The organism is Plantactinospora sp. KBS50 (genome assembly GCF_002285795.1).
In the GTDB taxonomy this organism is placed as follows: Bacteria; Actinomycetota; Actinomycetes; order Mycobacteriales; family Micromonosporaceae; genus KBS50.
This window is the reverse complement of record NZ_CP022961.1, coordinates 989,254-1,014,510: the sequence shown is the minus strand read 5'-3', so window position 1 is coordinate 1,014,510 and position 25,257 is coordinate 989,254. Positions and strand designations below refer to the sequence as shown.

The following is a 25,257-nucleotide window of genomic DNA, read 5'->3' as shown; positions in this document are numbered from 1 at the left end:
CAGCCTGCGCCATTGCCGAGTCATACGTCAGGTACCTCAAACCGGCCGGTTGAGGTACCTGACGTATGACTGACGGGCGGTGGCCCCGGCGCTCGGCGGGGTCAGTGGAAGAAGTGGCGGGTGCCGGTGAGGTACATGGTGACGCCCGCCTCGGCGGCCGCCTCGATGGCCGCCTCGTCGCGGATGGAGCCGCCCGGCTGCACGACCGCCCGGACCCCGGCGTCCAGCAGCACCTTCAGCCCATCGGGGAACGGGAAGTACGCGTCCGAGGCGGCCACCGCGCCCCGAGCCCGCTCGGCGCCGGCACGGGAGACGGCCAGGTGGGCGGAGTCCACCCGGTTCACCTGCCCCATCCCGACCCCGACCGTCGCCTGGTCGTGCGCCAGCAGGATCGCGTTGCTCTTCACCGAGCGGATCGCCCGCCAGGCGAACAGCAGGTCGCGCAGGGTCGCCTCGTCGGCCGGCGCACCGGTGGCCAGCCGCCAGGCGCCCGGGTCGTCGCCGGGGGCGTCCACCCGGTCGGCCAGTTGCACAAGCATGCCGCCACTGACCTGCCGCCACTGCGCGGGCGCCGGCGCCCAGGCGGGGGCGCGCAGCACGCGCAGGTTCTTCCGACCGGCCAGCACGTCGACCGCGCCGGGTGCGAAGTCCGGCGCCACGATGACCTCGGTGAAGATCTCGGCCACCTGCCTGGCCAGCTCGACCGAGACGGTCCCGTTGACCGCGATCACCCCGCCGTACGCGGAGACCGGGTCGCAGGCGTGCGCCTTGCGGTGCGCGTCGGCCAGGTCGGCGCCGATCGCGATGCCGCACGGGTTGGCGTGCTTGATCACGGCCACGGCCGGGGTGTCCGGGCCGAAGTCGTGCACCGCGTGCCACGCCGCGTCGGCGTCCACGTAGTTGTTGTAGGACATCTCCTTGCCGTGCAGCTGCTCGGCCTGGGCCAGCCCGGCCGGGGTCCCGGCCTCGGTGTACAGGGCGGCGTCCTGGTGCGGGTTCTCGCCGTACCGCAGGGTGGTCTGCCGCCGCAGCGCCAGGCCCGCGCTGGCCGGCCACTGCGGGGCGGCGTCGTCGAGGGCGACCGCGCACCAGTTGGCCACCGCCACGTCGTACTCGGCGATGTCGGCGAAGGCCCGGGCCGCGAGCCCGCGACGCTCCGCCAGGGTGAAGCCGCCGGCGTCGAGGGCGCGCCGGATCAGCGGGTACGCCGAGACGTCGGTGATCACGGCCACCGACGGGTGGTTCTTGGCGGCCGCCCGGACCATCGCCGGACCGCCGATGTCGATCTGCTCGACGCACTCGTCCAGGGTGGCGCCGGAGGCGACCGTCTCGCTGAACGGGTACAGGTTGGAGACCAGCAGGTCGAACGGCTCGATGCCCAGCTCGTTGAGCTGCCGAAGGTGTTCGGGTCGACGCAGGTCGGCCAGCAGCCCGGCGTGCACCCGCGGGTGCAGGGTCTTGACCCGGCCGTCGAGGCACTCCGGGAACTCGGTGACCACCTCGACGGCCGTCACCGGAACGCCGGCCCGCTCGATGGTGGCCGCGGTGCTGCCGGTGGACACGATCTCCACGCCGGCGGCGTGCAGCGCGGTCGCCAGTTCGGTCAGCCCGGTCTTGTCGTACACGCTGACCAGCGCCCGCCGGATGGGCCGGCGGTCGCCGGGAGCGCCGGTGGCGCCGGTGGCGGCGTGCCCCTCGGTCATGGGATCGTGACCTTTCTTCCAGTGATGGTCCAACCCTCGCGGACCAGCCGGCCGACCTGTTCGACAAGCTGGCGCCGCTCGGCTTCCTTGATGCGCTCGGTGAGGCTCTCCTCGTCGTCGCCGTCCAGCACCGGGACCGCCACCTGGGCGACGATCGGGCCGGTGTCCACGCCGGCGTCCACGAAGAACAACGTCGCGCCCGCCAGCTTGACGCCGTAGCCGAGGGCGTCGCGCGGGCCGTGCATGCCGGGGAACGCCGGCAGCAGTGAGTTGTGGGTGTTCAGGTACCGGTCCCCGAAGGCGGCCAGGAAGTGCGGCCCGACCAGCTTCAGGAAGCCGGCGGAGATGACCAGGTCGGGTTCGTACGCGGCGACGTGCGCGGTGAGCGCCCGGTCCCAGTCCTCGCGGGTCGGGTACGCCGGGATCCGGTCCACGAACGTGGGTACGCCGGCCGCGGTCGCCCGGTCGAGCCCGGCGATGCCGTCCCGGTCGGCGCCGACCGCGACGATCCGGGCGCCGTATCCGGGTTCCACGGTGGCGTCGAGCAGCGCCTGCAGGTTGCTGCCGGAGCCCGAGACGAGGACGACGAGCCGGGCGGCCGGCGCGAGGGCGGTCACGCGTTGCACCCTATCGGGCCGGCCCGGACGCACCGACGTCGCCGCCCGGGAGCCGCCCGGGAGCCGGCCCGGAGCCGGCCGGCGCGGTGCCCGGAGCCGGCCGGCGCGGTGCCCGGAGCCGGCCGGCGCGGTGCCCGACGACCGAACCGGAACCGGCCGGCGCGGTGCGCGGGACCGGTCCGCTGGGTGGGCCGCGTGCCGGCACGGCACCGTCGGCTGGCGGGCAGCGGGTAGGCTGCCGGTCTCTACCCGCGGGCCGGTCTGGTGGATCCCGGCGGTGCCCGGCGGAGTCCGGGCCGCCAGGCACGAGGCTGGCCCGACCACCGGTCGGGGACGGACGTCAGCGTCAGCGTCGGCGTGCGTGCCGACCGGTCGCCGGTCCGGGGCGCGCCCGCCGGGTCGCCCGCCGGGGCCGGCTCGATCCTCTACCGTGACCACGTCCCTCTTCGACGAAGGAGCCGACATGCAGCCCGGCTATCCCGGCCAGGATCCGTACGGACAGCAGCCACAGGACCCGACTGCGCCGCAGTACCAGGACCCGTACGCGCAGCCGCCCGCGCCGCAGCCGCCGTACGGCCAGCCGGCCCACGGGCAGCAGCCCACCTCGGGTCAGCCCTACGGCCAGCCGACCTCCGGCCAGCCGTACGGGCAGCCCACGTCGGGCCAGCCCTACGGCCAGCCGACCTCCGGCCAGCCGTACGGGCAACCCACCTCCGGCCAGCCGTACGGACAGCAGCCCTACGGTGCCGGCCAGTACCCCGATCCGTACGGGCAGCAGCCGGGACAGCCGTACGGCGCCGCGCCGGGCCAGCCCGGGTTCGGCCAGCCGGGGCAGGCTCCCAACAACACCCTCGGGCTGCTGAGCATGATCTTCGGCATCGCCGGAATCCCGCTGGTGTGCTGCCTGTACATCGGCATCGCGTCCGGCATCGCCGGCATCGTGCTGGGCTACCTCGGCAAGCAGAAGGCCGAGCAGGGACTGGCCACCAACCGTAGCCAGGCGCTGACCGGCATGATCTGCGGCGCGGCGGCCGTGGCGCTCGGCATCCTCGCCATCATCGGTCGGGTCGCCCTGGGCCGCAACGGCGTGCTGAGCTGATCCGCAGCGGGCGGCAGGGGGATCCCCGCCCCGGGGATCCCCGCCAGCCGTCGCGCCCCCGCAACCGGCGACCGCGGTCGCCGACCACGGCCGGCGGCCCACGGACGACGGCTCACGGACGGCGACCCACGGACGGCCACTCACGGGCGGCCGCGGGCCACGAAGAACGACCGGGTGAGGACCACCCCGAGCAGGGCGCCCAGGGTGAGCACCGCGGTGGCCGCCACCGCGGTCTGCCAGGGGTCCGGCCCGATCTGCGCGAGCCGGCCGCCGCCGAGCGAGCCGCCGGAGACGATCGCGAGCAGGCCGGTCAGTACCCCGCCCACCGGTCCGGCGAGCGCCGCCGAGGTGAGCAGCGGACGCCACGCCAGCCCCCCAGCCTCCGGACCACCCGACCGGACGGTACGCCGGACCAGCAGGGCTCCGCTGGCGGCACCGGCGAGGACCGGCACCGCGAGGAGCACCGCGCCCAACCCGCCCACCGGCCCGGTGGGCAACCCGACCAGCAGCGGTACGGCGGGCAGCCCACCCAGGCTGACCTCGGTGGCCCGGACGATCGTGCCGGTGCCCAGCGCGAACCCGGGGCCGAGCAGGTAGCTGGCGGCCCACATCGACGCGTTCGGCGCGTACGCCAGACTGAGCAGGGTGATGCCGGCCTGCCCGGCGACCCCCGCGTGGTAGGCGCCGATCATGTCCCCGGCCGCGCTCCCCCCGGTCGCCACGGCCAGTCCGGCCGCACCGGCGCCGGCGCCCAGCAGCAGCAACGTGGCGACCATCCCCGTGCGCAGGCCGTCGCGCAGCACCGGCGGCACCCGGGGCAGCAGGACGGCCAGCACCCCGGTGGCCGGCAGGGCGCCGAGCGCCGCCGCCACGGTCGCGAACGCGGCGAGGGTCAGCCCGGCCCGCAGCGGTGGCACGTCGGGGCCGGCGGGTCCGACCGCGAGTGCGGCGAGGGCGCCCAGGATCCCGTACCCGATTCCCACCGCCAGGGCGACGGCGGCGACCTGCCAGGCGCTGCCCCGATGTCGCGCCCCGATCCCCCGGGTCACGTGCACGCCGGCCCGCGCCAGCCGCCAGGCCGCCAGCGCGGCGACCGCGAGCGGCACCAGGGCGACCGGCCCGGCCGAGGTCGGCAGCGGGACGCCATGGCCGAGCAGCCAGGCCGCGAGGCCGGCCCGGAGCGCACCGCCGGGCGCGGTGACCGGACCGCCGAAGCGGCCGAGTGCCAGGGCCGCGACCACCGGCAGGTACGAGACGAGGGCCGCCCAGATCGCGGCCACGCCGGCGGCGACGGGCAGCGGGGCGTGCCGGCGTTGCCCGGTACGCTGCCGCGGCACCCGGCGGCCCGTACCGCGGTCGGTGCCCGGACCCGTACGCGCCGGTCGGGACCGACCGGCCGGCGGGGATCCGCGGCCGTCCCGGGGCGCCCGGTCCTCGACCCGGCGCTCGCGCTCCGACCCGCCGGGAGTCCGGCGCTCCCGGTCCGGCCCGTCCGCCCGGCGCTCCCGGTCCGGCGCGCCGGTCGGTCGGCGCCCGGCGCCCGGCACGCCGGCGGACCGGCCGGCGGCGCGGTCGGGTCGGTCGGGGCGGCCGGGTGACATCACGATCTACTGTGGCACGCCCGGCCACCGTGGCGTGGGCGACACCACTACCTGCGGGTCACCGGCTGAATGGGACAGCGGTTCCGGGTCCGGCACGCTAGCCTCTGCCCAACCTGCGATCATGTATCGCTCGCCTCAACCAGGAGAAACAAACATGACGGCTCCTTACCCGCCGCAGAGCGTGCCCGAGGGCAACGACCGCACCACCCTGTGGGGGGTGCTTGGCATCGTGCTCGGTGTCATCTGCTGCGGCATCCTTGGCATTCTCTTCGGCTGGCTCTCGATGCGGGACGCCAAGAAGTTTGGCAAGTCGCCGGTGCTCGGCTACGTCGCCATCGCGCTGGGTGCGCTCAACATCGTGGTGAGCCTGATCCTGCGGCTCACCGGCAACTACCCCGGCCTGTCCTAGCATCCCCGCCCGGCCGAGCGCCGGGCCGGTCCGGGACTGATTCTCCGGGTACGAAGGCGGCGGGGTGGGCCATGGCCCACCCCGCCGCCTTCGTCGCTTCCCGGTCAGTTGCCGGACATGATCTCCCGCATCAGCTTGGCGGTCTCGGTGGGGGTCTTGCCCACCTTCACCCCCACGGCCTCCAGCGCGGCCTTCTTGGCGTCGGCCGTGCCGGCCGAGCCCGAGATGATGGCGCCCGCGTGCCCCATGGTCTTGCCGGGTGGGGCGGTGAAGCCGGCGATGTAGCCGACCACCGGCTTGGTGACGTTGGCCTTGATGAAATCGGCCGCCCGCTCCTCGGCGTCGCCGCCGATCTCGCCGATCATGACGATCGCGTCGGTCTCCGGGTCGTCCTGGAAGGCCCGCAGCGCGTCGATGTGGGTGGTGCCGATGATCGGGTCGCCGCCGATGCCCACGCAGGTGGAGAAGCCGATGTCGCGCAGCTCGTACATCATCTGGTAGGTCAGCGTTCCGCTCTTGCTGACCAGGCCGATCCGGCCGGAGCCGGTGATGTCGGCCGGGATGATGCCGGCGTTGGAGGCGCCCGGCGAGGCGATGCCCGGGCAGTTCGGCCCGATGATCCGGGTGCGCTCGCCCTTGGCCACGTTGTACGCCCAGGCGGCGGCGGTGTCGTGCACCGGCACCCCCTCGGTGATCACCACGGCCAGGTCGATGCCGGCGTCGATCGCCTCGACCACCGCGGCCCTGGTGAACTGCGGTGGGACGAAGATCACCGTCACGTCGGCACCGGTGGCCGACATGGCGTCGGCGACGTTCGCGAAGACCGGCAGCTCGGTGCCGTCGAAGTCGACGCTCTGGCCCGCCTTGCGCGGGTTGACCCCGCCCACCACGGTGGTGCCGGCGGCCAGCATCCGCTTGGTGTGCTTCGAACCCTCGGAGCCGGTCATCCCCTGGACGATGACCTTCGAGTCCTTGGTCAGCCAGATTGCCATCTCAGACCCCCGCAGCCGCGAGTTCGGCGGCCCGCTCGGCCGCTCCATCCATGGTGTCCACCCGCTGTACCAGCGGGTTGTTGGCCTTCTCCAGGATCGCCCGGCCGGCCTCGGCGTTGTTGCCGTCGAGCCGGACCACCAGCGGCTTGGTGACCCGCTCGCCGCGCTGCTCCAGCAGGGCGAGCGCCTGGATGATGCCGTTGGCGACCTCGTCGCAGGCGGTGATGCCGCCGAAGACGTTCACGAAGACGCTCTTGACCGAGGGGTCGGAGAGCACGATCTCCAGGCCGTTGGCCATCACGGCCGCGCTCGCGCCGCCGCCGATGTCCAGGAAGTTGGCCGGCTTGACCCCGCCGTGTCCCTCGCCCGCGTAGGCCACCACGTCAAGGGTGGACATGACCAGCCCGGCGCCGTTCCCGATGATGCCGACCTCGCCGTCGAGCTTGACGTAGTTGAGGTCCTTCTCCTTGGCCTTCTGCTCCAGCGGGTCCACCGCCGCCTGGTCGACCAGTGCCTCGTGGTCGGGGTGCCGGAACGCGGCGTTGGCGTCCAGCGTGATCTTGGCGTCCAGCAGCAGGACCGTACCGTCCGCCGTCTTGGCCAGCGGGTTCACCTCGACCAGGGTGGCGTCCTCGGCGACGAATGCCTGCCAGAGGCCGACCGCGATCCGGGCCACCTCGTCGGCCACCTCGGCCGGGAACCCGGCGGCCGCGACGATCTCGCGGGCCTTGGCCTCGTCCACGCCCGTGTTGGCGTCGATGGGAGCCTTGACCACCTTGTCGGGCGTCTCGGCGGCCACCTGCTCGATGTCCATCCCGCCGGCCACGCTGGCGATGCACAGGAAGGTGCGGTTCGCCCGGTCCAGCAGGTACGAGAAGTAGTACTCCTCCGCGATGTCAGCGGTGACGGTGATCATCACCTTGTGGACCGTGTGGCCCTTGATGTCCATGCCGAGGATGTCGGTGGACCGGGCCACCGCCTCGTCGGGGCCGTCAGCCAGCCGGACGCCGCCCGCCTTGCCCCGGCCGCCGACCTTCACCTGTGCCTTGACGACCACCCGACCGCCGAGGCGGTCGGCGATGGCACGGGCCTCCTGCGGGGTCGTGGCGACGCCGCCCGCGAGCACGGGCAAGCCGTGCCGCTCGAACAGGTCCCGCCCCTGGTACTCGTACAGGTCCACGTTTGCGCGTCCCGTCCCGTCTCCGCGGCGCGCCGTCGCGCCGCTACCAGCGTTGAGAAAACAGTTTGACGCCTGTTACAGCGATAAACAGGCCATTGGGCGCAGCCTAGCGAGATGGCTGGAACGGGCAACCGAGCGGGTACGTCCTGTGCGGTAATGCACAGGACGTACCCGCTGGAACCGTTCTTCCGATCATGATGCGGTGACATAACCGCAGGCCGGCCCGGCCGGGTCCGGTGGGAGATGTTCGAGGCCCGCGTAACCGCCGGAGGTGGCGGTCGTTGAGTCAGATGTCGGAGCGCTGATCGAGCGCGAAGACGGAAGCGGCCGATGCCCTGTCGGTCGAGGGGTGGCGGCGGGGCATCGTGCATAGAGAGGCCGGACGTGTGAGGGGTGCGTCCGGCCTCTCCCCTTTTCGTGTTTCGGCGGTGCGGCCCGCCACAGCGGCCCGCGCCGATCCGCACCGATCCGGCCCGGTCCCAGACCCGGACCCGGCGCGCTCAGCCGACCGGCTGGCCCACGTTGGCGCGTACCCACTCGACGATGGACTGGGTGGTCGCGCCCGGGGTGAAGATCTTGGCGACGCCGAGCCGTTCCAGCTCGGGGATGTCGGCCTCCGGGATGATCCCGCCGCCGAACACCACCATGTCGGCGGCGTCCCGCTCGGCCAGCAACTCGATCACCCGCCGGAACAGGGTCATGTGCGCCCCGGAGAGCACGGACAGACCCACGGCGTCCGCGTCCTCCTGGATCGCGGCCTCGACGATCTGCTCCGGCGTCTGGTGCAGGCCGGTGTAGATCACCTCCATGCCGGCGTCCCGGAGGGCACGGGCGACCACCTTCGCGCCGCGGTCGTGCCCGTCCAGCCCCGGCTTGGCGACGACCACCCGGATTCGCGAGTTCATCAGCGCAACACCTTTCCCGGACATCCGCGGCAACAGCTGAACGAACGGTAACCCGCCGGCCGACGGGGCGGGAAGGTGGGACGGAGAAGCGCCCGAGACGAGTGCGTCGGCATTCCGGAAGGGCTTGTCCACAGGTCTGTATCAGCCACCCGTTCGGATGACCCCAGGTCACACATGAGGTCACTCTGCGCCACTAACGAACCCATCCCCAAATGGTTATGATATGTGTCATTTCCCCCCGCACAGCCGCACAGGGTGTCAGGAATTCCGCGGTGCAACTTGTGGGTCGCCTGGTGGTTGGCTACCGTGTCTGGCGGTCGTCATCTGGTTGTCCGATCGGTTTGACGGCCCGGTCAACCGGTCGACCGGCGGCCAACGCCGGTACTGGCCCGAGACCGCAACGTCCGATACGGAGGGTGTGCGTGCGCCAGCGCCTGTCGTCTGAGCCCGATCGATATCGCGGCCGTCGTCGCGTACCCACCCCGCCACGCAGCCGCTACGCCGCCGTTGTCACGGGCGCCTTCGTGGGCGCCGGAATCGTCGCCCTCGGCGCGGGTGCGCTTCCGGACGCCAAGAGCGCCGACCCGGCCGTACTGGCCGGCCTCAAGCAGGCGGCCGCCGCGCAGGGTGATCTCGCCGAGCGCGCCGACGACGCCTCCCGGGCATCCCGGGCCAACGACCGCGACGCGCTCGTCGACAGCGCAGCCCAGGACGCCTGGAAGCTCCCGCTCACCGACTACGACATCATCGCCCCGTACGGCGAGCGGTGGGGCGAGATGCACACCGGCGTCGACCTGGCGGCCCCGGAGGGCACCCCGTACCTCTCGGTGCACTCCGGCGTGGTCACCAAGGCCGGCTGGTACGGCGGCTACGGCTACACGGTGATCGTCCGGCAGGACGACGGCACCGAGGCCATCTACGGCCACTCGTCCCGGCTGCTGGTCCAGGAGGGGCAGCAGGTCCAGGCCGGCGCGCAGCTCGGGTTGGTCGGCAACACGGGCCACTCGTACGGCTCGCACCTGCACTTCGAGGTGCATGTCAACGGCGCCCCGACCGATCCGGTCCCGTTCCTCAACGACCGTGGCGTGGATCTCAAGCTCAAGACCGAGAGTCTCTTCGCCGAGTAACAGCGCGCCGCGCGATCCCAGCTCCACCGAACCGCCCAGACGGCCACCGTCCGGGCGGTTTTTGGTGCCCGGCATCGAGGCATGGTGTCTCTGGCCACACCAGGCACTGTGACCGGAGACACACCCATCGGCGCTCCCGGACCGGCCAGCCGGGCACCAATCCGGGCATAGCCACGCCCCGTACCATCGACCATCAGGCATCCCATCGGACCCACCGGTAACCGCGTTACCGCTGTTCAACCACCATGTCGGCGGCTTGTTGTCCCCCGACAGAAGGTCTCGCCATGGGTCCCGAAACCCCCACCCCCGCCGCCGGGTCCCGGACCGGCCGCCCCGGCCGGCACCGCAGTACCGAACGCCGACGCCGGCCGTCCTGGCTCCTGGTGGCCGTCGTCGCCCTCGCCGCCCTCGCCGTCGCCGCGACCGGCGCCACCCTGCGCTACGCCGACGGGGGATCGACTCCGACCGGCGTCGAGTCGGCCGACCTCGACGGCCGGGCGCAGGCCCTGGACCGCGCCGACCGGTCGCGGCGGGAACCCGTCCCGTCGCTCGGCACCGCGTCGCTCGGGCCGAGCGAATCGGCCAGCCCGAGCGGATCGCCCAGCCCCAGTCCGAGCCCGAGCGGCACGCCGAGCCGGAAGCCGACGCCGAAGCCCAGCACCGCGAAACCGACGACCGCGAAGAGCAAGACCACCGCGGCCTGGGTGAGCCCGATGCCCGGGGCCGGGGTCACCTCCTGCTACGGCGACCGCGGCGGCGTCCTGCACGCCGGTATCGACCTGGCCGAGCCGGAGGGCACCCCGATCCACGCCGCGGCCGCCGGCACGGTGGTCAACGCCGGCTGGGCGTTCAGCGGGTACGGCATCTCGGTCGTCATCGACCACGGCAACGGCTACCTGACCCACTACGCGCACCAGAGCCGGACCGCGGTCACGGTTGGCCAGAAGGTGACCGCCGGTCAGGTCATCGGCTACGAGGGCGCAACCGGCGACGCCACCGGCCCGCACCTGCACTTCGAGGTGCACGAGGGCGAGCTGTGGAACCAGATCGACCCCGCGCCGTTCATGCGGCAGCACGGCGTCGACCTCGGCTGCTGAGCGGCTGTTGCTGGCACGGATTCTGCTGGCGGATTTCGACCCCGGCGTCTGCGGCATCGTCGCCCAGCCGTTCCAGATATGGGAACCAGTCGGTGAGAGAGTTCGCCGTCGAACACGGCCACCTGGTCCGTTGAGCACCAGCGACCGCGCAGGTCATTCAGCCACCAGCTTGTCGGTGGTGCTCGTCGGTCCTCCGAGCGAGCAGGTATCCCTGCGGAGTCGACTCCTGGCCGTCAGCTGGCCTACCGGCCCAGAAGACCGTCCCGAATCCAGCTTCGGTGACCCGACGCTCCATCTCCTCCGGGGACAGCCAATAGGCGTCGAACTCGATCCCCAGGCCCATGCTGCGGCCTCCACGCCGAAGCTCCCCATCGCCAGCCTTGAACGCCATCACCAGATAGCCCCCCGGCTTGACGATACGAGCCAGTTCACTGAAGGCGGTTGCCCTGGTAGCAGGTGGGAGAAAGAGCAGCGAATACCAACAGACGGCCCCGGCCAGGGAAGCATCGCCGAAGGGCAAAGCCCGAAGATCAGCGACTTCGAAGGAGAAGCCGGGGTAGTCACGCTGGGCCACGCGCACCATCTCGGGCGAAAGATCAACCCCGTGCGGGGAGAGGCCTTGCGCTGCCAGATAAGGAGCCAGCCTCCCTGTCCCGCAACCGACATCCCCGACGGCCGCGCCCAGGTCAGCAGCGAGAGTGAGTTCACAGAACAGGCTGAGGACCGTCCGATCGATGGGCATGACCTCCAGCGCACCTGCCAGGCGATCGGCATAGACCTCCGCAAGCACATCATGCGCGGCTTTCAGCTCTTCGGTCTTGGCGTCCATCGGCGAACCATAGCGGCCACCCAGCGCTGGCGCCCCGCCAGACTGCCGATTGTCAGCCGAGGAATCCGCCAAGTCGGTGAGAAACCCGGCCGCCACATCGCCGAGAGGCCATCAGCACGTTCCCGGTCAGCAGACGTCACCGCCGCCGAACCCAATGAGAACCCACAAGCCGCCGGTCGGCTCGGCACGCCAGAACGGATCTGGCGCGGTCGAGGTGTCGACCGCGCCGGATCCGTGCGAAGTGGTGCGGCCGGACGGATGGCCGCGGCCCCTTATCGCTTGTTTGATGTCACCAGGGACTTCGCCCCGATGAACTCCATGAGCGCCTGGTTCACCTCGTCGGCGTGGGTCCACGGAATTCCGTGTGGCGCGCCCTTCAGGACGACGAGTTTGCTCCCATCGACCATCGGCGCCAGCCGCTGCCCCGTCACCGGGAACGGCAGGACGGCGTCCTTGTCGCCCTGGATGATCAGCAGTGGTACGTCGATGCGGGGCAGGTCGGCGCGGAAATCGGTCAGCCAGGCGTCGATGCTGTTCAGCGTCGCGACCGCGGACGCCTGCGAACCGACCTCCCAGTGCCACCGGAACGCTTCCTCGCTGACCCGCTTTCCCTTGTTCTCGTCGTAGTTGAAGAAGGCCGTCACGAAGCTGGTCAGATACGCGGGGCGATCGTCGATCACGGCCTGTTTGAAGCCGGTGAACAGGTTCTGCTCCACCCCTTCGGGGTTGTCCGAGGTCTTCAGCAGAAACGGCGCGAGCGGGCTCATCACGATCGCCCGATCCACCCGTTCCGACCCGTAGTTGGCCAGGTAGTGCACCACCTCGCCGGTGCCCATCGAGTGTCCAACCAGGATCGCGTCGCGCAGGTCGAGTTCGCGCATCACCACGTCGAGGTCACCGGCAAAGGTGTCGTAGTCGTAGCCCATGGCGGGCTGGCTGGAATTGGCGAATCCGCGTCGATCGTAGGTGATCGTCCGGTATCCCGCCGCCAGCAGCGGTCCCACCTGTTTCTCCCAGGATGCCCCGCCGAACGGGAAGCCGGAGATCAGAACCACCGGTTGTCCCGAACCGTGGTCCTCGTAGTAGAGGTCGATTGGTGCGGAGTTTTCGTTCCCCACTGTCACGAATGGCATGGTCTCTCCGAATCGTCGTCCCGTCGCAACCCACCTGCTCTTTCGAGCATGGGGCAGCGCCGCGGCCGCCGGCAGCCATATCGACCACCATGCGCAGACATCGGGAACGGGCCGCCAGCCGGCGTCGATGAATGGAGACGACGGGGGCTAGGGCGTGTTACGCAAGTGCTGGCCGGCCTGCGCCGGGTCGAGACGACGACCGGCCGCGTTGGCGGTTCGTCCGGATACAACACCGGTATCCGGACGAACCTCCGCCTTGCCGGACGCCGCCCGGCCTCCGTCCCGGCTCGACCGACAGTTAAGAAGCACGCCCTAGAGCTTTTCGATGGGCGCGTGCCGCAGCACCAGCCAGAGCGTCTGGTCGCCGAAGTCGATCTGCGCGCGGGCGCTCGGGCCGTGGCCCTCCACCGCGAGCACCCGGCCCAGGCCGTACCGCTGGTGGTTGACCCGGTCCCCGGCCGCCACCTTCGCGGCCGGCGGCAGCTCGCTCGCGGTGCTCAGCCGGCTGCCGTCCACGCCGAGCCGTTGGGCCAGCTGCGCCGCCTTCGGCGTACCGCCGGTGAAGCCGCCGCCCCGACCCGCCGGCCCCCGACCCGCCGGAGCCTGGCCCGCGGTGCCGGACCGGCCGCCCACGCCGCCGCCCGTGCCGGACCAGGAGGTGTACGCGGCCTCCAGCCGCTCCCAGCGGACCAGGTCGGGCGGCAGCTCCTCCAGGAACCGGGACGGCGGGTTGTAGGACGGCTGCCCCCATGCCGACCGGGTCACCGCTCGGGACAGGTAGAGCCGCTGCCGGGCGCGGGTGATGCCCACGTACGCGAGCCGGCGTTCCTCTTCCAACTCCTTGGTGTCGCCCAGCGAACGCAGGTGCGGGAAGACGCCGTCCTCCAGGCCGGTCAGGAACACCACCGGGAACTCCAGCCCCTTGGCGGTGTGCAGGGTCATCAGCGTGACCACGCCCTGATGGTCGGGGTCGTCGGCGGGGACCTGGTCGGCGTCGGCCACCAGCGCCACCTGCTCCAGGAACCCGGCCACGCTGGCGCCCGGCGCCTCGTCGCCGGCCTGCACCTCGGCCCGCTCGGTGTACTCCCGGGCCACGCTCACCAGTTCCTGGAGATTCTCCACCCGGCCCGCGTCCTGCGGATCGAGGCTCTCCTCCAGCTCGGTCAGGTAGCCCGACCGGGTCAGTACGGCCTCCAGCACCTCCTCCGGTGGCGCGGTGGCGGCCAGTTCGCGGACGCCGTCCAGCAGCGCCACGAAGTCGGCGATGCCGTTGGCGGCCCGGGTCGAGATGCCGGGGGCGTCCCCGGCCCGGCGCAGCGCCGCGCCGAAGGAGATCCGGTCCCGGCTGGACAGTGCCTCCACGCACGCCTCCGCCCGGTCGCCGATCCCGCGCCGCGGGGTGTTGAGGATCCGGCGGACGCTCACCGTGTCGTCCTCGTTCACCACCGCGCGCAGGTAGGCCAGCGCGTCCCGGACCTCCTTGCGCTCGTAGAACCGCACCCCGCCGACCACCTTGTAGGGCAGGCCGACCCGGATGAAGACCTCCTCGAAGACCCTGGACTGGGCGTTGGTGCGGTAGAACACCGCCACCTCGCCCGGCCGGGTCAGCCCGGCGTCCACCAGCCGGTCGACCTCCCGGCCCACCCAGTCCGCCTCGGCGTGCTCGGTGTCCGCGACGTACCCGACGATCTGCTCGCCCTCGCCCTGCTCGCTCCACAGCCGCTTGGGCTTGCGCGAGGTGTTGTTGTCGATCACCGCGTTGGCGGCGTTCAGGATCGTCTGGGTGGAGCGGTAGTTCTGCTCCAACAGGATGGTGCGGGCGTCGGTGAAGTCGCGCTCGAACTCCAGGATGTTGCGGATCGTCGCACCCCGGAACGCGTAGATCGACTGGTCCGCGTCGCCCACCACGCACAGCTCGCCGGGCGGCAGGCCGCTCGGGTCGCCGGCCGTGCCCACCAGCTCCTTCACCAGCGCGTACTGGGCGTGGTTGGTGTCCTGGTACTCGTCGACCAGCACGTGCCGGAACCGCCGCCGGTAGCTCTCGGCCACGTGCGGGTGGGAACGCAGCAGGTGGACCGTCGTCATGATCAGGTCGTCGAAGTCCAGCGCGTGCGCCTCGACCAACCGCCGCTGGTAGAGCTGGTACGCCTCGGCGACCGCCCGCTCGTTCGGCCCCTTGGCCCGATCCGCGAAGTCCTCGGGGTCGATCAGCTCGTTCTTCAGATTGGACACCTGCGCGGCGAGCGACCGGGCCGAGTAGCGCTTCGGGTCGAGGTCCAGTTCCCGGGCCACCAACTGCATCAGCCGGCGCGAGTCGTCCGCGTCGTAGATCGAGAAGGTCGACTTCAGCCCGGCGTGCTCGTGCTCGGCCCGCAGGATGCGCACGCACGCGCTGTGGAACGTGGACACCCACATCAGCCGGGCGCGCGGCCCGACCAGGGCGGCCACCCGCTCCTTCATCTCCCCGGCGGCCTTGTTGGTGAAGGTGATCGCGATGATCTCACCGGGATGCACGTCCCGGGCGGCCAGCAGGTAGGCGATGCGGTGCGCCAGCACCCTGGTCTTGCCCGAGCCGGCACCGGCCACGATGAGCAGTGGGCTGCCGGAGTGGGTGACCGCCTCCCGCTGCGGGCCGTTCAACCCGGCGAGCAGTGCGGCGGCGTCGAGGCGTACGCCACGGTGGGGTCCGGCGGGGGTCGCGGCGCCGGGCGGCCGGGGACCGGCGGGCGGCGGTTCGAAGAGAGCATGCATCGCTTGGCGAGTCTATGCCGGCGCCCCGACAACAAGGCGGCCCCGCCCGATCGGTCACCAACTCGTCACCCGCAGGCTCTGGCAGGATCGGCGCAGATCAAGAACGATGTCCGGGGCGTACCCCCATGCCCTCGGATCGATTGGACGAACACATGCGTTCACCGCGTACGCGCGGCCGAAGTGCGCTGCGTCACCTCGCGGCCCCCGCTCTGGCGCTTGCCCTCGTTGCCGCGGCGCCGTTGGCCAGCTCGCACACCACCCGCAGCGCCGCACAGCCCGTGCCGGCGCCGGTTTCCGTTTCCTTCGGCAAGCCGCTGGGCCAGCCCGTCAAGGGCCAGTTCCTCAGCTACAACGACTTCCACGGCGCCATCGACCCGCCCACCGGCAGCGGCGCGGCCGTCAACGGCACGCCGGCCGGTGGGGTGGAGTACCTGGCCACCTGGCTGAAGAAGCTGCGCGCCGAGGCGGCGGCGCAGGGCCGGGTCACCACCACCGTCGGCGCCGGTGACCTGATCGGAGCAAGCCCGCTGGTCAGCGCCGCCTTCCACGACGAGCCGACGATCGAGCTGATGGATCTGGTCGGCCTGCAGGTCAGCTCGGTCGGCAACCACGAGTTCGACGAGGGCGTCCGGGAGCTGCTGCGCATGCAGCTCGGCGGCTGTCACCCGACCGACGGCTGCCAGGACGGCGACGGCTTCGCCGGCGCCAAGTTCCACTACCTCGCGGCCAACACCATCGACAAGCGGACCGGCCTGCCGATCCTGCCCCCGATCGACATCAAGTTCATCGGCGGCGTACCGGTCGGCTTCGTGGGTGTGACGCTGGAGGGCACGGCCGGCATCGTCAACCCGGCCGGCATCACCAACGTGACCTTCAAGGACGAGGTCGAGACCGCCAACAAGTGGGGCGGCCTGCTGCGGCTGTTCGGGGTCAAGGCCCAGGTGCTGCTGGTGCACGAGGGCGGCTCGCAGGCCGCGCCGCCCAGCCCGATCGGCATCTCGGACTGCAACAACTTCTCCGGGCCGATCGTGGACATCGTCAAGGGGCTGAACCCCGAGTTCGGCCTGGTGGTCTCCGGCCACACGCACCGGTGGTACTCGTGCAGCCTGCCCAACTCCTCGGGTGCGCACAGCGTGGTCACCAGCGCCGGCACCAACGGCCAGCTGATCACCGACATCGACTACACCCTGGACCGGCGGACCGGCCGGTTCACCGACATCACCGCGCACAACGTGATCGTCGAGAACGGGGTGCAGAACCCGGACGGGACCTGGCAGCAGACCTCGTCCGGTGGGTACGTGCTGAACCCGGACCTGGTCGACCCGGCCGCCAAGCGGCTGGCCGACAAGTACCGCACCGCGGTGGCGCCGCTCGCCAACCGGGTGGTGGGCTCGATCACCGCCGACATCGTCCGGGACGTCCAGCCGAACCAGGAGAGCCCGCTCGGCGACGTGATCGCCGACGCCCAGCTCGCCTGGACCACGGACGACGGCGCCCAGGTCGCGCTGATGAACCCGGGTGGCATCCGCGCCTCGCTCATCCACGGGGCGTCCGCCGGCGGTGAGGCGGCCGGCGAGGTCACCTACGGCGAGGCGTTCACGGTCCAGCCGTTCAACAACCTGGTGGTCACCCAGACGTTCACCGGGGCACAGCTCAAGGGCGTCCTGGAGCAGCAGTTCATCGGGTACGAGGGGCAGACGACGCAGCGCATCCTGCAGGTGTCGGCCGGCCTCACGTACGCGTACGACAGCACCGCCGCGGCCGGTGACCGGGTCCGTGACCTGGCCCTGAACGGGACGCCCATCGACCCCGCGACCACCTACCGGGTCACCACCAACGACTTCCTGGCCAACGGTGGCGACGGCTTCACCCTGCTGCGGGACGGCACCGACCGCAGCACCGCACCCGGCTTCGACGTCGATGCCCTGGTCGACTACCTGGGCGCGGGCGCCCCGGTGGCGCCCGGACCGGCGGACCGGATCACCCGGCTCGGCTGACCCGGCGACCCCGGCGGTCGCCTGTCCAGGTCCGGTCATCCGCCAGCCACCGGTGCCGGTGGCTGGCGGATGACCGGCGGGGCGCCCGCCCCGCCGGCCCGTCGCGGTCCGCAGTCCTACCAGTTGGTACGGGTTGCGCGAGGCCGCCCGGGGTGGGCATACTCGACGGCGTGAAGCAGGCGCGCAGCTTTTTTTACTACGGCTCCGGGAGTCCGGCAGCCGTAGGTCGCGCCTGATCATCAGACCTACGAAAAGCCCCGGGCTCCCCGAGCCCGGGGCTTTTCGCTTCGGGATTTCGGGAACTCCGGCGGCCCAACCGCCTCAGGGAGCAGCCATGCCGACGCACCTCGCCGACCAGGAGTCCGACTCCGCCGCGCCCGCGGCGCAGTCCCCGTCCGCCCCGTCCGCCCCGTCCGCACCACCCGCACCGGCCAGCACCGGCACCGGAGCCGCCTCGCCGGCCGCCGCCGAGCACATCACCGCGCTCCGGGAGCGGATAGACGAGATCGACGCGGCCCTGATCGCGCTCTGGCAGGAGCGGGCGCAGCTGTCCCAGCAGGTCGGGGCGACCCGGGTGGCCTCCGGCGGCACCCGCCTGGTCCTGGCCCGCGAGCGGCAGGTCCTGGACCGCTTCCGGGACGCGCTGGGCGCGGACGGCACCCAACTGGGCCTGCTGCTGCTGCGTGCCGGCCGCGGCCCGCTCTGACCGTCCGCATGCCCGGGTGGCGGCGCCCGGCCACCTCCCGCAGAGACGGCCCACCTCCCGCAGAGACGGCCTGGTGCCGGAGACGGCACCGGGCCCGCCCGCGGTGCGGGCAGGCCCGGTACGACGCCGGAACGAGCGGTCAGCCCTCGTGGCTGGCCACGATCTCCCGCCCCTCGGCGAAGTGGCAGGCGCTCGGGTGGTCGATGCCGCGCCGCTGGACCAGCGCCGGCTCCTCCCGGGCACAGATCTCCTGGGCCTTCCAGCAGCGGGTCCGGAACCGGCAGCCCGAGGGCGGGTTCGCCGGTGACGGCACGTCGCCCGCCAGCCGGATGATCGCCTTGTGTTCCCGGCTCCGCGGGTCCGGCACCGGCACCGCGGACAGCAGCGCCTGGGTGTACGGGTGCGTCGGCCGCTCGTAGATCTCGTCCTCGGTGCCGATCTCCGCGATCTTGCCGAGGTACATCACCGCCACCCGGTCCGACAGGTGCCGGACCACCGACAGGTCGTGCGCGATGAAGATGTAGGACAGGCCGAGTTCCCGCTGCAACTGTTCGAGCAGGTTCATCACCTGGGCCTGGATGGAGACGTCCAGCGCGCTGACCGGCTCGTCGCAGACGATGATCTCCGGCCGCAGGGCCAGCGCCCGGGCGATGCCGATGCGCTGCCGCTGGCCGCCGGAGAACTGGTGCGGGTACCGGTTGATGTGTTCGGGGTTGAGCCCGACCAGGTCGAGCAGTTCCTGCACCCGGCGGCGCCGGCCACCGCGCGGCGCGGCGTCCGGGTGGATCTCGAACGGCTCGCCGATCAGGTCACCCACCGTCATCCGGGGGTTCAGCGAGGTGTACGGGTCCTGCATCACCAGCTGGATCCGCCGGCGCAGCCGCCGCAGTTCCCCGCCCTTGAGCGAGGCGACGTTACGGCCCTTGTAGAGCACCTGGCCGCGGGTGGGCGGTTCGAGGCTCATCAGCAGCCGGGACAGCGTCGACTTGCCGCAGCCGGACTCGCCCACCACGCCCAGCGTCTCGCCCCGGTACAGGTCGAACGAGACGCCGTCGACGGCCCGGACCTGCCCGATGGTCTTCTTGAACACCACTCCGCGGGTGACCGGGTAGTGCTTGACCAGGTCCCGTACCTCGAGGATCTTCTCAGCCACGGTTAACCAGCTCCTCGGCGAAGTGGCAGGCGCTGGACCGGGTGGGGCCGAGCGTCAGCAGCGGGGGCACCTTGTCCCGGCACAGCGGCTGCGCCATGGGGCAGCGCGGGTGGAACGGGCAACCGGTGGGGATCCGCATCAGGTTGGGCGGCAGGCCACGGATGGTACGTAGCTGCTGGCCCTTCTCGTCGACCCGCGGGATCGATTCGAGCAGGCCGACCGTGTACGGGTGGGCGGGCCGGGCGTACAGCTCGTGGACGTCGGCCTCCTCCACGATCCGCCCGGCGTACATCACCGCGATCCGGTCCGCGACGTCGGCGACCACGCCGAGGTCGTGGGTGATGAGGATGAGCCCCATCCGCCGTTCCCGCTGGAGTTCGGCGAGCAGGTCCATGATCTGCGCCTGCACGGTGACGTCCAGCGCGGTGGTCGGCTCGTCGGCGATCAGCACCTCGGGGTCCAGCGCCAGCGACATGGCGATCATGACGCGCTGCCGCATGCCGCCGGAGAACTGGTGCGGGTACTCGTTCACCCGCTGCCGGGCGTGCGGGATCTTGACCAGGTCGAGCATCTCGACGGCCTGCTTCTTGGCCGCCTGCCGGCTCATCCCCCGACGGATCCGGAACTGCTCGGCGATCTGGAAGCCGACCGTGAAGACCGGGTTCAGCGCCGACAGCGAGTCCTGGAAGACCATGGCGATGCCCTCGCCACGGATCCTGCGCCGCTGCTCGGCCGACATCCGGAGCATGTCCCGGCCGTGGAACCGGACCGCGCCGCCGGTCACGAAGCCCGGCGGGGTGTCGAGGATGCCCATGATGGTCTGGGCGGTCACGCTCTTGCCGGATCCGGACTCGCCGAGCACGGCGAGGGTCTCCCCCGCGTCGACGTGGTACGTCACACCGTTGATGACCTTGGCGACGCCGTCACGGGTACGGAACTCCACCCGGAGGTCCTCGACCTCCAGCAGCCGGCCGGACGGACGTCCCGAGCCCTCGGCACCCGGTCGGGGCTGCCGTTGGGACACAATTATCTCGGACACGCGACTTCTCCTACCGCAGCTTGGGGTCGAGCGCCTCGCGCACGGCCTCGCCGAGCATGACGAAGCTGAGCACCGCGACGACGAGGAACGAGGCGGGGAAGAACAGCAGGAACGGCGAGACGCGGATCCAGTCCCGGGATTCGCTGATCATGACGCCCCAGGAGACCACCGGCGACTGCAACCCCACGCCCAGGAACGAGAGCGTGGCCTCGGCGCCGATGAAGGAGCCGATCAGGATCGTCGAGTACACCAGCACCGGGGCCAGGCAGTTGGGCAGCAGGTGCTTCAGGATGATCCGGCTGTTGCTGGCGCCCAGTGCCCGGGCGGCCAGGATGTAGTCGGCCTGCTTGGTCGCGAGCACCGCCGACCGCATGATCCGCATGGACACCGGCCAGGTCAGCACCACCAGCGACATGATCACCAGACCCATGATGGTGAACGTGCCGTTGTTCGATCCCGGGGCGTTGAACGTGGTCAGGATGACGATGGCGCCGAGCACGAACGGCAGCCCGAAGAACACCTCGGCGAGCCGGGACAGCAGCGCGTCCACCCAGCCGCCGCGGAACCCGGCGAACATGCCGATCGCCCCGCCGAGCACCACGGTGCCGATGGTGGACAGCACCGAGACGACGATCGAGGCCCGGGCACCGTAGATCGTCCGGGCGAACTCGTTCCGGCCCTGCACGTCGAACCCGAACCAGGCGGAGCCGCTGGGCTCCACCCGGCTGCGGGCGAGGTCACCGACGGTCGGGCTGTCGGAGGTGAACAGCCACGGGAACGCCGCCATGACCAGGAAGAACAGGATGAACGCCGCCGAGATCCAGAACAGTGGCTTGCGACGCAGGTCGAGCCACGCGTCGCCGAGCAGCCCGCGCGGCTTGTCGCGCTTGCCGCCCGCCCGCCCGCCGTCGCCCGGCGCGGTAGCGCCGTCGACGTTGGGCTGCTCGGCCGGCGGGGTGGTCACCATCGAGCCGATTGTCGGGTCACTCATAGCGGATCCTCGGGTCCAGGGCGGCGTACAGCAGGTCGATCAGCAGGTTCGTCAGCAGGAAGACGAGCACCAGGATCACGACGATGGAGACGACGGTCGCGCTGTCCTTCGTGAGGATCGCGCGGTAGACCTGCCGGCCGATGCCGTTGATGTTGAAAATGCCCTCGGTGACGATCGAACCGCCCATCAGACCGCCGATGTCGGTACCCAGGTACGTCAGCACCGGGATCATCGAGTTGCGCAGCAGGTGCACCCCGACGACGCGGCGCATCGGCAGGCCCTTGGCGATCGCCGTGCGCACGTAGTCCGCCCGCCGGTTCTCGGCGATGCTGGTCCGGGCGAGCCGGGCCACGTAGGCCATCGACACGCTGCCGAGGACGAACCCGGGGATCAGGTACTCGGTGATCGAGGCATGGCTGGACACGGTGGGCTTGACGATCCCCCACTGCGTGCCGAGCAGCCACTGGAGCACGAAGCCGGTGACGAAGGTGGGCAGCGCGATCAGGAAGAGCGTGGACACCAGCACCAGGTTGTCGGCGAAGCCGTTGCGGCGCAGACCGGTCAGCACGCCGGCGGTGAGGCCGATCAGCGCCTCGACGGCGACCGCGACCAGCGCCAGCTTCACGGTGTTCGGGTACGCGGCGACGATGATGTCGTTCACCGACTGACCGTTGTAAGTGGTGCCGAAATCGCCCTGGAACAACGCCTTCATGTAGTAGCCGTACTGCGCGAAGACACTCTCGTTCAGGTGGTACTTGTCGGTCATCAGCTGGATGTAGTTGGGCGGGCACGGTCGCTCGCCGCACTTGCCGGCGAACGGGTCACCCGGCACCGACCAGACCAGCCAGTAGATCAGGAACGTCGTCCCGATGAAGACCGGGACCAGTTGGAGAAGCCGTCTCAGTAGGTAACGGCCCATGCGTCGTCCTCCAGGGGGAACGCGCCGGCACGCCGGCACGGTGGCGAAACACGGTGTCGAGGACGCGGATCACGCGCCCTCGACAGCGGGACCACCCGGGCCGGTCCTCGGTTGCGGACCGGCCCGGGAGCAGTCGCCCAGGGTCAGTTGTCCCGTTGCGGGAACCAGACCTTAGCTGAGTTCGACCGACGAGAGATCGATCGGACCCTTGCTGTTGGTCTCGACCCGCTTGATCTTCTCCGAGTAGCCGGACTGCTGGTTGTAGAAGTAGACCGGGATCGACGGGACGTCCTGGTCCAGCTTCTCCACCGCCGCGGCGAACTTGTCGTGCGCGGCCTCGACGCTCGGCGCCGAGGTGCCCTCGCGGTACAGCTTGTCCACGTCGGGGTTGCTGTAGCCGCCGTTGTTCGAGCTACCGCCGGTCACGAACAGCGGACCGATCCAGTTCTCCACGTCCGGGTAGTCCTGCTGCCACGCGGCACGGTACGGCCCGTCCATCTTGTGCGCGTTGATCTGCTGGCGGAACTGCGCGAACGTCGGGATGCTGACCGCCTTGGCGTCGATGCCGAGGGTGTTGGCCACGCTCTGCGCGACGGCCTCCATCCACTCCTTGTGGCTCGCGTCGCCGTTGTAGTAGAAGTTCAGCGTCCCCGTGAAGCCGCCGGCCTCCTGGAGCAGCTGCTTCGCCTCGTCCGGCTTGAAGTCGCAGACGGTGCAGTTGCCGTCCTTGGCCCCCGGGCTGAGCGGGTTGGCCCAGCTGTTGGCCGGCTTCTTCGAGCCCGAGAAGATCTTGTCGGTGATCGACGCCCGGTCCACCGCCATGGAGATGGCCTTGCGCAGGTTCGCGTTCTTGAACTTCTCGTCGTAGATCGGGAAGTCGATCTTCGCCGACGTCGGCACCGGGACGTTGATGGTGCGGTCGTCCAGGTCGGTCTTCCACTTGTCACCGGCGAGCGCCGAGACCGGCACCTGCTGCATGAAGTCCAGGTTGCCGGCGACCAGGTCCTGGTACGCGGCGTTGGCGTCCTGGTACAGCTTGACGGTGACGTCCTTCACCGCGCTCTTGTCGTCGAGCTGGTAGTCCTCGTTGCGAGTCAGCTTGACCTCGACGTTCGGCTCCCAGGAGACGAACTTGAGCGGACCGTTGCCGATCGGGTTCTTGCCGAAGTCGGCCGGGTCGGCCTTGAAGAACGCGTCCGGCATCGGGTAGAAGGCGCTGTAACCCAGCTTCACCGGGAAGATCGAGAACGGCGCGGCCAACGTCACCTTGAAGGTGTAGTCGTCCACCACCTCCAGGCCCTTCATCTTCTCGGCCTTCGGCTTGGGCGCCTTCTCCGGGCCGTCCGGGCCGTCCGGGTCCTCGGTGTAGACGTCGTTGAAGCCGTCGATGTCGCTGAAGAACGACGAGTTCTTGGCGCCGTTCGGCCCGTACGCGGCCCAGTTCCAGGCGTCCACGAAGTTGTGCGCCTGCACCTCGGTGCCGTCGTGGAACTTCAGGCCCTGCTTGATCTTGATGGTGTAGACCTTCGAGTCACCCGTCTCGATCGATTCGGCGACCGAGTTGACCGGTTCGCCGCCGTCGTTCGGGTACCGAACCAAGCCGGACCACAGCTTGTCGATGATGTTGCCACCACCGGTCTCGTTCGTGTCTGCCGGCACCAGCGGAGACTCCGGCTGGACGCCGTCGATCGTGATGGAGCCGTTCGCGGTGCCGCCGGCGTCGTCACTGCCGCCTCCGCTGCCACAGCCTGCGGCGACGAGCACGAATGCCGCGCCAAGCGCGACCGCACCCGCTCGCTTCGAGACCCTCATTCTCCGAAGCCTCCTCAAATTCCTGCTACCTCGGTCGTGCTCGTACACGTCGGACAGGACGCGATGACGGCCGCGAGTCGTTCGCGGCCGCTACGGAACTGTTACGGACGGAGCCGGAACGTCGTACCGGCGATCCGCTGCCTCGTCCGCCGCGCGTGGCCGGCGCTGTACCAAGACCCCGGACCCGCCGCGACCGGCAAAGACTAGCCACAGCGGTCGGAGCTGGTGCAGGCGACTCACGCGAGGGGCGGAGCGAGCGGTGCAACTCTGGCATCGGCACGCCGGAACCGGAAGACGTGTTATCAACCCGTTAGTCGGGCGCCGTCCGACCGAGATTGCCGGCGCACGCGCCCTAGCGCGGGGACCACGCTCCTGACCAGGGGTTTTTGCCCGACCTACGGTATTTTCCGAGAAAACGTAAGATCAATCACCATGAGCTTTTCTCCGTCCGCCCCGGCACTCACCGACGTCAGCCGGGCACTCGCCGTATTCGCCCATCCCGACGACGTCGACTTCGGTGCCGCAGGTACCGTGGCCGGCTGGGTCGCCGAGGGCATCGAGGTCAGCTACCTCGTGGTAACCCACGGTGATGCCGGCGGCTTCGACGACACGCCGCGGGAGGAGATCCCGGGCATCCGCGAACGGGAGCAGCGCGCCGCCGCGGCCGCCGTCGGGGTCGAGCGGGTGGAGTTCCTCGACGGGTACGCGGACGGCACCCTCACCACGACCCTCGGGCTGCGCCGGGACATCGCCGCCGCGATCCGGCGGCACCGGCCGGACCGCGTCCTGACCAACTCCCCGCTGCGCCGCTGGGAGCGGCTCTCCGGCCCCAGCCACCCCGACCACCTGGCCACCGGCGAGGCCGCCACCTGCGCGATCTACCCGGACGCCCGCAACCCGTTCGCCTTCCCCGAACTGCTCGAACGGGGCCTGGCGCCGTGGGTGGTCCGGGAGGTCTGGTACGCCGGTGGGCCGGACCCGGATCACGTTGTGGACGTGACGGACCAGTTCGACCGGAAGGTGGCGGCGTTGGGGGCACACGCCTCGCAGACGGCGCATTTCGACCACGCCGAGTGGATCCGGGAGCGCCTGACCACCGTCGCCGAGGGCGCCGGGCTGCCCCTGGGCCGGCTGGCCGAGGCGTTCACCGTGCTGCGCACCGAGTAGCGACGGGTGGCCCCGACGGGTTCCCCGTCG

At 71.0% G+C, this 25,257-nt stretch carries 21 protein-coding genes; 7 read left to right on the top strand and 14 right to left on the bottom strand.

Annotated features, from left to right (window positions below; all coding sequences use genetic code 11):
• Positions 1–101 precede the first annotated feature (101 nt).
• Together purH and purN are read right to left on the bottom strand one after the other, a co-directional pair.
• The gene (purH, locus tag CIK06_RS04740) at positions 102–1,703 is read right to left on the bottom strand and encodes a bifunctional phosphoribosylaminoimidazolecarboxamide formyltransferase/IMP cyclohydrolase (protein ID WP_095563794.1); all 1,602 of its coding nucleotides are present in this window, start codon (positions 1,701–1,703) and stop codon (positions 102–104) included.
• Positions 1,700–2,320 carry a phosphoribosylglycinamide formyltransferase gene (gene purN, locus CIK06_RS04735; protein WP_095567568.1) on the bottom strand — a complete coding sequence of 207 codons (621 nt, stop codon included), beginning with the start codon at positions 2,318–2,320 and terminating at the stop codon, positions 1,700–1,702. The genes purH and purN overlap by 4 nt, the downstream gene beginning before the upstream one ends.
• Before the next feature lie 430 nt (positions 2,321–2,750).
• On the opposite strand from purN, the gene CIK06_RS04725 reads away from it, so the two are divergent.
• Positions 2,751–3,419, top strand: a complete 669-nt coding sequence (locus tag CIK06_RS04725; protein ID WP_369916097.1) for a hypothetical protein — start codon at positions 2,751–2,753, stop codon at positions 3,417–3,419.
• Between the two features lie 140 nt (positions 3,420–3,559).
• Here CIK06_RS04725 and CIK06_RS04720 read toward each other — a convergent pair whose 3' ends face one another.
• On the bottom strand, positions 3,560–5,020 hold the full coding sequence (locus CIK06_RS04720) for a DUF6350 family protein (RefSeq protein WP_232534014.1): 1,461 nt from the start codon (positions 5,018–5,020) through the stop codon (positions 3,560–3,562).
• 154 nt (positions 5,021–5,174) lie between these two features.
• Here CIK06_RS04720 and CIK06_RS04715 point away from each other — a divergent pair, with 154 nt between their 5' ends.
• Positions 5,175–5,429: a hypothetical protein gene (locus tag CIK06_RS04715; protein ID WP_095563792.1), complete on the top strand. Its 255-nt coding sequence runs from the start codon at positions 5,175–5,177 to the stop codon at positions 5,427–5,429.
• 104 nt (positions 5,430–5,533) lie between these two features.
• On the opposite strand, the gene sucD is transcribed toward CIK06_RS04715, so the two are convergent.
• The 3 genes from sucD to CIK06_RS04700 form a co-directional block, all read right to left on the bottom strand.
• Positions 5,534–6,421 carry a succinate--CoA ligase subunit alpha gene (sucD, locus tag CIK06_RS04710; protein WP_095567565.1) on the bottom strand — a complete coding sequence of 296 codons (888 nt, stop codon included), beginning with the start codon at positions 6,419–6,421 and terminating at the stop codon, positions 5,534–5,536.
• A gap of 1 nt (position 6,422) precedes the next feature.
• Positions 6,423–7,601, bottom strand: coding sequence for an ADP-forming succinate--CoA ligase subunit beta (gene sucC / locus CIK06_RS04705; RefSeq protein ID WP_095563791.1), 1,179 nt, complete (start codon positions 7,599–7,601; stop codon positions 6,423–6,425).
• Between the two features lie 500 nt (positions 7,602–8,101).
• Positions 8,102–8,506, bottom strand: a complete 405-nt coding sequence (locus CIK06_RS04700) for a cobalamin B12-binding domain-containing protein (protein ID WP_095563790.1) — start codon at positions 8,504–8,506, stop codon at positions 8,102–8,104.
• A gap of 422 nt (positions 8,507–8,928) precedes the next feature.
• Here CIK06_RS04700 and CIK06_RS04695 point away from each other — a divergent pair, with 422 nt between their 5' ends.
• Both CIK06_RS04695 and CIK06_RS04690 read left to right on the top strand, forming a co-directional pair.
• A complete protein-coding gene (locus CIK06_RS04695; RefSeq protein ID WP_095563789.1) occupies positions 8,929–9,633 on the top strand; it encodes a M23 family metallopeptidase in 705 nt (234 codons plus the stop codon).
• 284 nt (positions 9,634–9,917) lie between these two features.
• Positions 9,918–10,730, top strand: a complete 813-nt coding sequence (locus CIK06_RS04690) for a M23 family metallopeptidase (RefSeq protein ID WP_095563788.1) — start codon at positions 9,918–9,920, stop codon at positions 10,728–10,730.
• A 157-nt stretch (positions 10,731–10,887) separates the two neighbouring features.
• On the opposite strand, the gene CIK06_RS04685 is transcribed toward CIK06_RS04690, so the two are convergent.
• The 3 genes from CIK06_RS04685 to pcrA form a co-directional block, all read right to left on the bottom strand.
• A complete protein-coding gene (locus CIK06_RS04685) occupies positions 10,888–11,559 on the bottom strand; it encodes a class I SAM-dependent methyltransferase (RefSeq protein WP_095563787.1) in 672 nt (223 codons plus the stop codon).
• A gap of 272 nt (positions 11,560–11,831) precedes the next feature.
• On the bottom strand, positions 11,832–12,692 hold the full coding sequence (locus tag CIK06_RS04680) for an alpha/beta fold hydrolase (protein WP_095563786.1): 861 nt from the start codon (positions 12,690–12,692) through the stop codon (positions 11,832–11,834).
• A gap of 312 nt (positions 12,693–13,004) precedes the next feature.
• Positions 13,005–15,443: a DNA helicase PcrA gene (gene pcrA / locus CIK06_RS04675; protein ID WP_095563785.1), complete on the bottom strand. Its 2,439-nt coding sequence runs from the start codon at positions 15,441–15,443 to the stop codon at positions 13,005–13,007.
• A gap of 152 nt (positions 15,444–15,595) precedes the next feature.
• Here pcrA and CIK06_RS04670 point away from each other — a divergent pair, with 152 nt between their 5' ends.
• Together CIK06_RS04670 and CIK06_RS04665 are read left to right on the top strand one after the other, a co-directional pair.
• A complete protein-coding gene (locus tag CIK06_RS04670) occupies positions 15,596–17,440 on the top strand; it encodes a bifunctional UDP-sugar hydrolase/5'-nucleotidase (RefSeq protein WP_095563784.1) in 1,845 nt (614 codons plus the stop codon).
• Between the two features lie 334 nt (positions 17,441–17,774).
• On the top strand, positions 17,775–18,146 hold the full coding sequence (locus CIK06_RS04665; RefSeq protein ID WP_095563783.1) for a chorismate mutase: 372 nt from the start codon (positions 17,775–17,777) through the stop codon (positions 18,144–18,146).
• A gap of 139 nt (positions 18,147–18,285) precedes the next feature.
• Here CIK06_RS04665 and CIK06_RS04660 read toward each other — a convergent pair whose 3' ends face one another.
• The 5 genes from CIK06_RS04660 to CIK06_RS04640 all read right to left on the bottom strand — a co-directional run bounded on the left by CIK06_RS04660 (position 18,286) and on the right by CIK06_RS04640 (position 24,060).
• On the bottom strand, positions 18,286–19,299 hold the full coding sequence (locus tag CIK06_RS04660) for an ABC transporter ATP-binding protein (protein WP_095563782.1): 1,014 nt from the start codon (positions 19,297–19,299) through the stop codon (positions 18,286–18,288).
• The gene (locus CIK06_RS04655) at positions 19,292–20,338 is read right to left on the bottom strand and encodes an ABC transporter ATP-binding protein (RefSeq protein ID WP_198348100.1); all 1,047 of its coding nucleotides are present in this window, start codon (positions 20,336–20,338) and stop codon (positions 19,292–19,294) included. Before CIK06_RS04655 ends, CIK06_RS04660 begins: the two co-directional genes overlap by 8 nt.
• A 10-nt stretch (positions 20,339–20,348) precedes the next feature.
• Complete coding sequence (locus CIK06_RS04650) at positions 20,349–21,329, bottom strand: ABC transporter permease (protein WP_095563780.1); 981 nt, start codon at positions 21,327–21,329, stop codon at positions 20,349–20,351.
• On the bottom strand, positions 21,322–22,248 hold the full coding sequence (locus CIK06_RS04645; RefSeq protein WP_095563779.1) for an ABC transporter permease: 927 nt from the start codon (positions 22,246–22,248) through the stop codon (positions 21,322–21,324). Before CIK06_RS04645 ends, CIK06_RS04650 begins: the two co-directional genes overlap by 8 nt.
• A 171-nt stretch (positions 22,249–22,419) precedes the next feature.
• Positions 22,420–24,060, bottom strand: a complete 1,641-nt coding sequence (locus tag CIK06_RS04640; protein WP_095563778.1) for an ABC transporter substrate-binding protein — start codon at positions 24,058–24,060, stop codon at positions 22,420–22,422.
• A 432-nt stretch (positions 24,061–24,492) separates the two neighbouring features.
• Here CIK06_RS04640 and CIK06_RS04635 point away from each other — a divergent pair, with 432 nt between their 5' ends.
• Complete coding sequence (locus CIK06_RS04635; protein ID WP_095563777.1) at positions 24,493–25,227, top strand: PIG-L deacetylase family protein; 735 nt, start codon at positions 24,493–24,495, stop codon at positions 25,225–25,227.
• Positions 25,228–25,257 lie beyond the last annotated feature (30 nt).

Coding starts and splice junctions, on each gene's coding strand:
- purH (WP_095563794.1), bottom strand. CDS start 1,703: ATGACCGAGGGGCACGCCGCCACCGGCGCCACCGGCGCTCCCGGCGAC.
- CIK06_RS04720 (WP_232534014.1), bottom strand. CDS start 5,020: ATGTCACCCGGCCGCCCCGACCGACCCGACCGCGCCGCCGGCCGGTCC.
- CIK06_RS04715 (WP_095563792.1), top strand. CDS start 5,175: ATGACGGCTCCTTACCCGCCGCAGAGCGTGCCCGAGGGCAACGACCGC.
- sucD (WP_095567565.1), bottom strand. CDS start 6,421: ATGGCAATCTGGCTGACCAAGGACTCGAAGGTCATCGTCCAGGGGATG.
- CIK06_RS04700 (WP_095563790.1), bottom strand. CDS start 8,506: ATGAACTCGCGAATCCGGGTGGTCGTCGCCAAGCCGGGGCTGGACGGG.
- CIK06_RS04690 (WP_095563788.1), top strand. CDS start 9,918: ATGGGTCCCGAAACCCCCACCCCCGCCGCCGGGTCCCGGACCGGCCGC.
- CIK06_RS04685 (WP_095563787.1), bottom strand. CDS start 11,559: ATGGACGCCAAGACCGAAGAGCTGAAAGCCGCGCATGATGTGCTTGCG.
- CIK06_RS04680 (WP_095563786.1), bottom strand. CDS start 12,692: ATGCCATTCGTGACAGTGGGGAACGAAAACTCCGCACCAATCGACCTC.
- pcrA (WP_095563785.1), bottom strand. CDS start 15,443: ATGCATGCTCTCTTCGAACCGCCGCCCGCCGGTCCCCGGCCGCCCGGC.
- CIK06_RS04670 (WP_095563784.1), top strand. CDS start 15,596: ATGCGTTCACCGCGTACGCGCGGCCGAAGTGCGCTGCGTCACCTCGCG.
- CIK06_RS04665 (WP_095563783.1), top strand. CDS start 17,775: ATGCCGACGCACCTCGCCGACCAGGAGTCCGACTCCGCCGCGCCCGCG.
- CIK06_RS04650 (WP_095563780.1), bottom strand. CDS start 21,329: ATGAGTGACCCGACAATCGGCTCGATGGTGACCACCCCGCCGGCCGAG.
- CIK06_RS04645 (WP_095563779.1), bottom strand. CDS start 22,248: ATGGGCCGTTACCTACTGAGACGGCTTCTCCAACTGGTCCCGGTCTTC.
- CIK06_RS04640 (WP_095563778.1), bottom strand. CDS start 24,060: ATGAGGGTCTCGAAGCGAGCGGGTGCGGTCGCGCTTGGCGCGGCATTC.
- CIK06_RS04635 (WP_095563777.1), top strand. CDS start 24,493: ATGAGCTTTTCTCCGTCCGCCCCGGCACTCACCGACGTCAGCCGGGCA.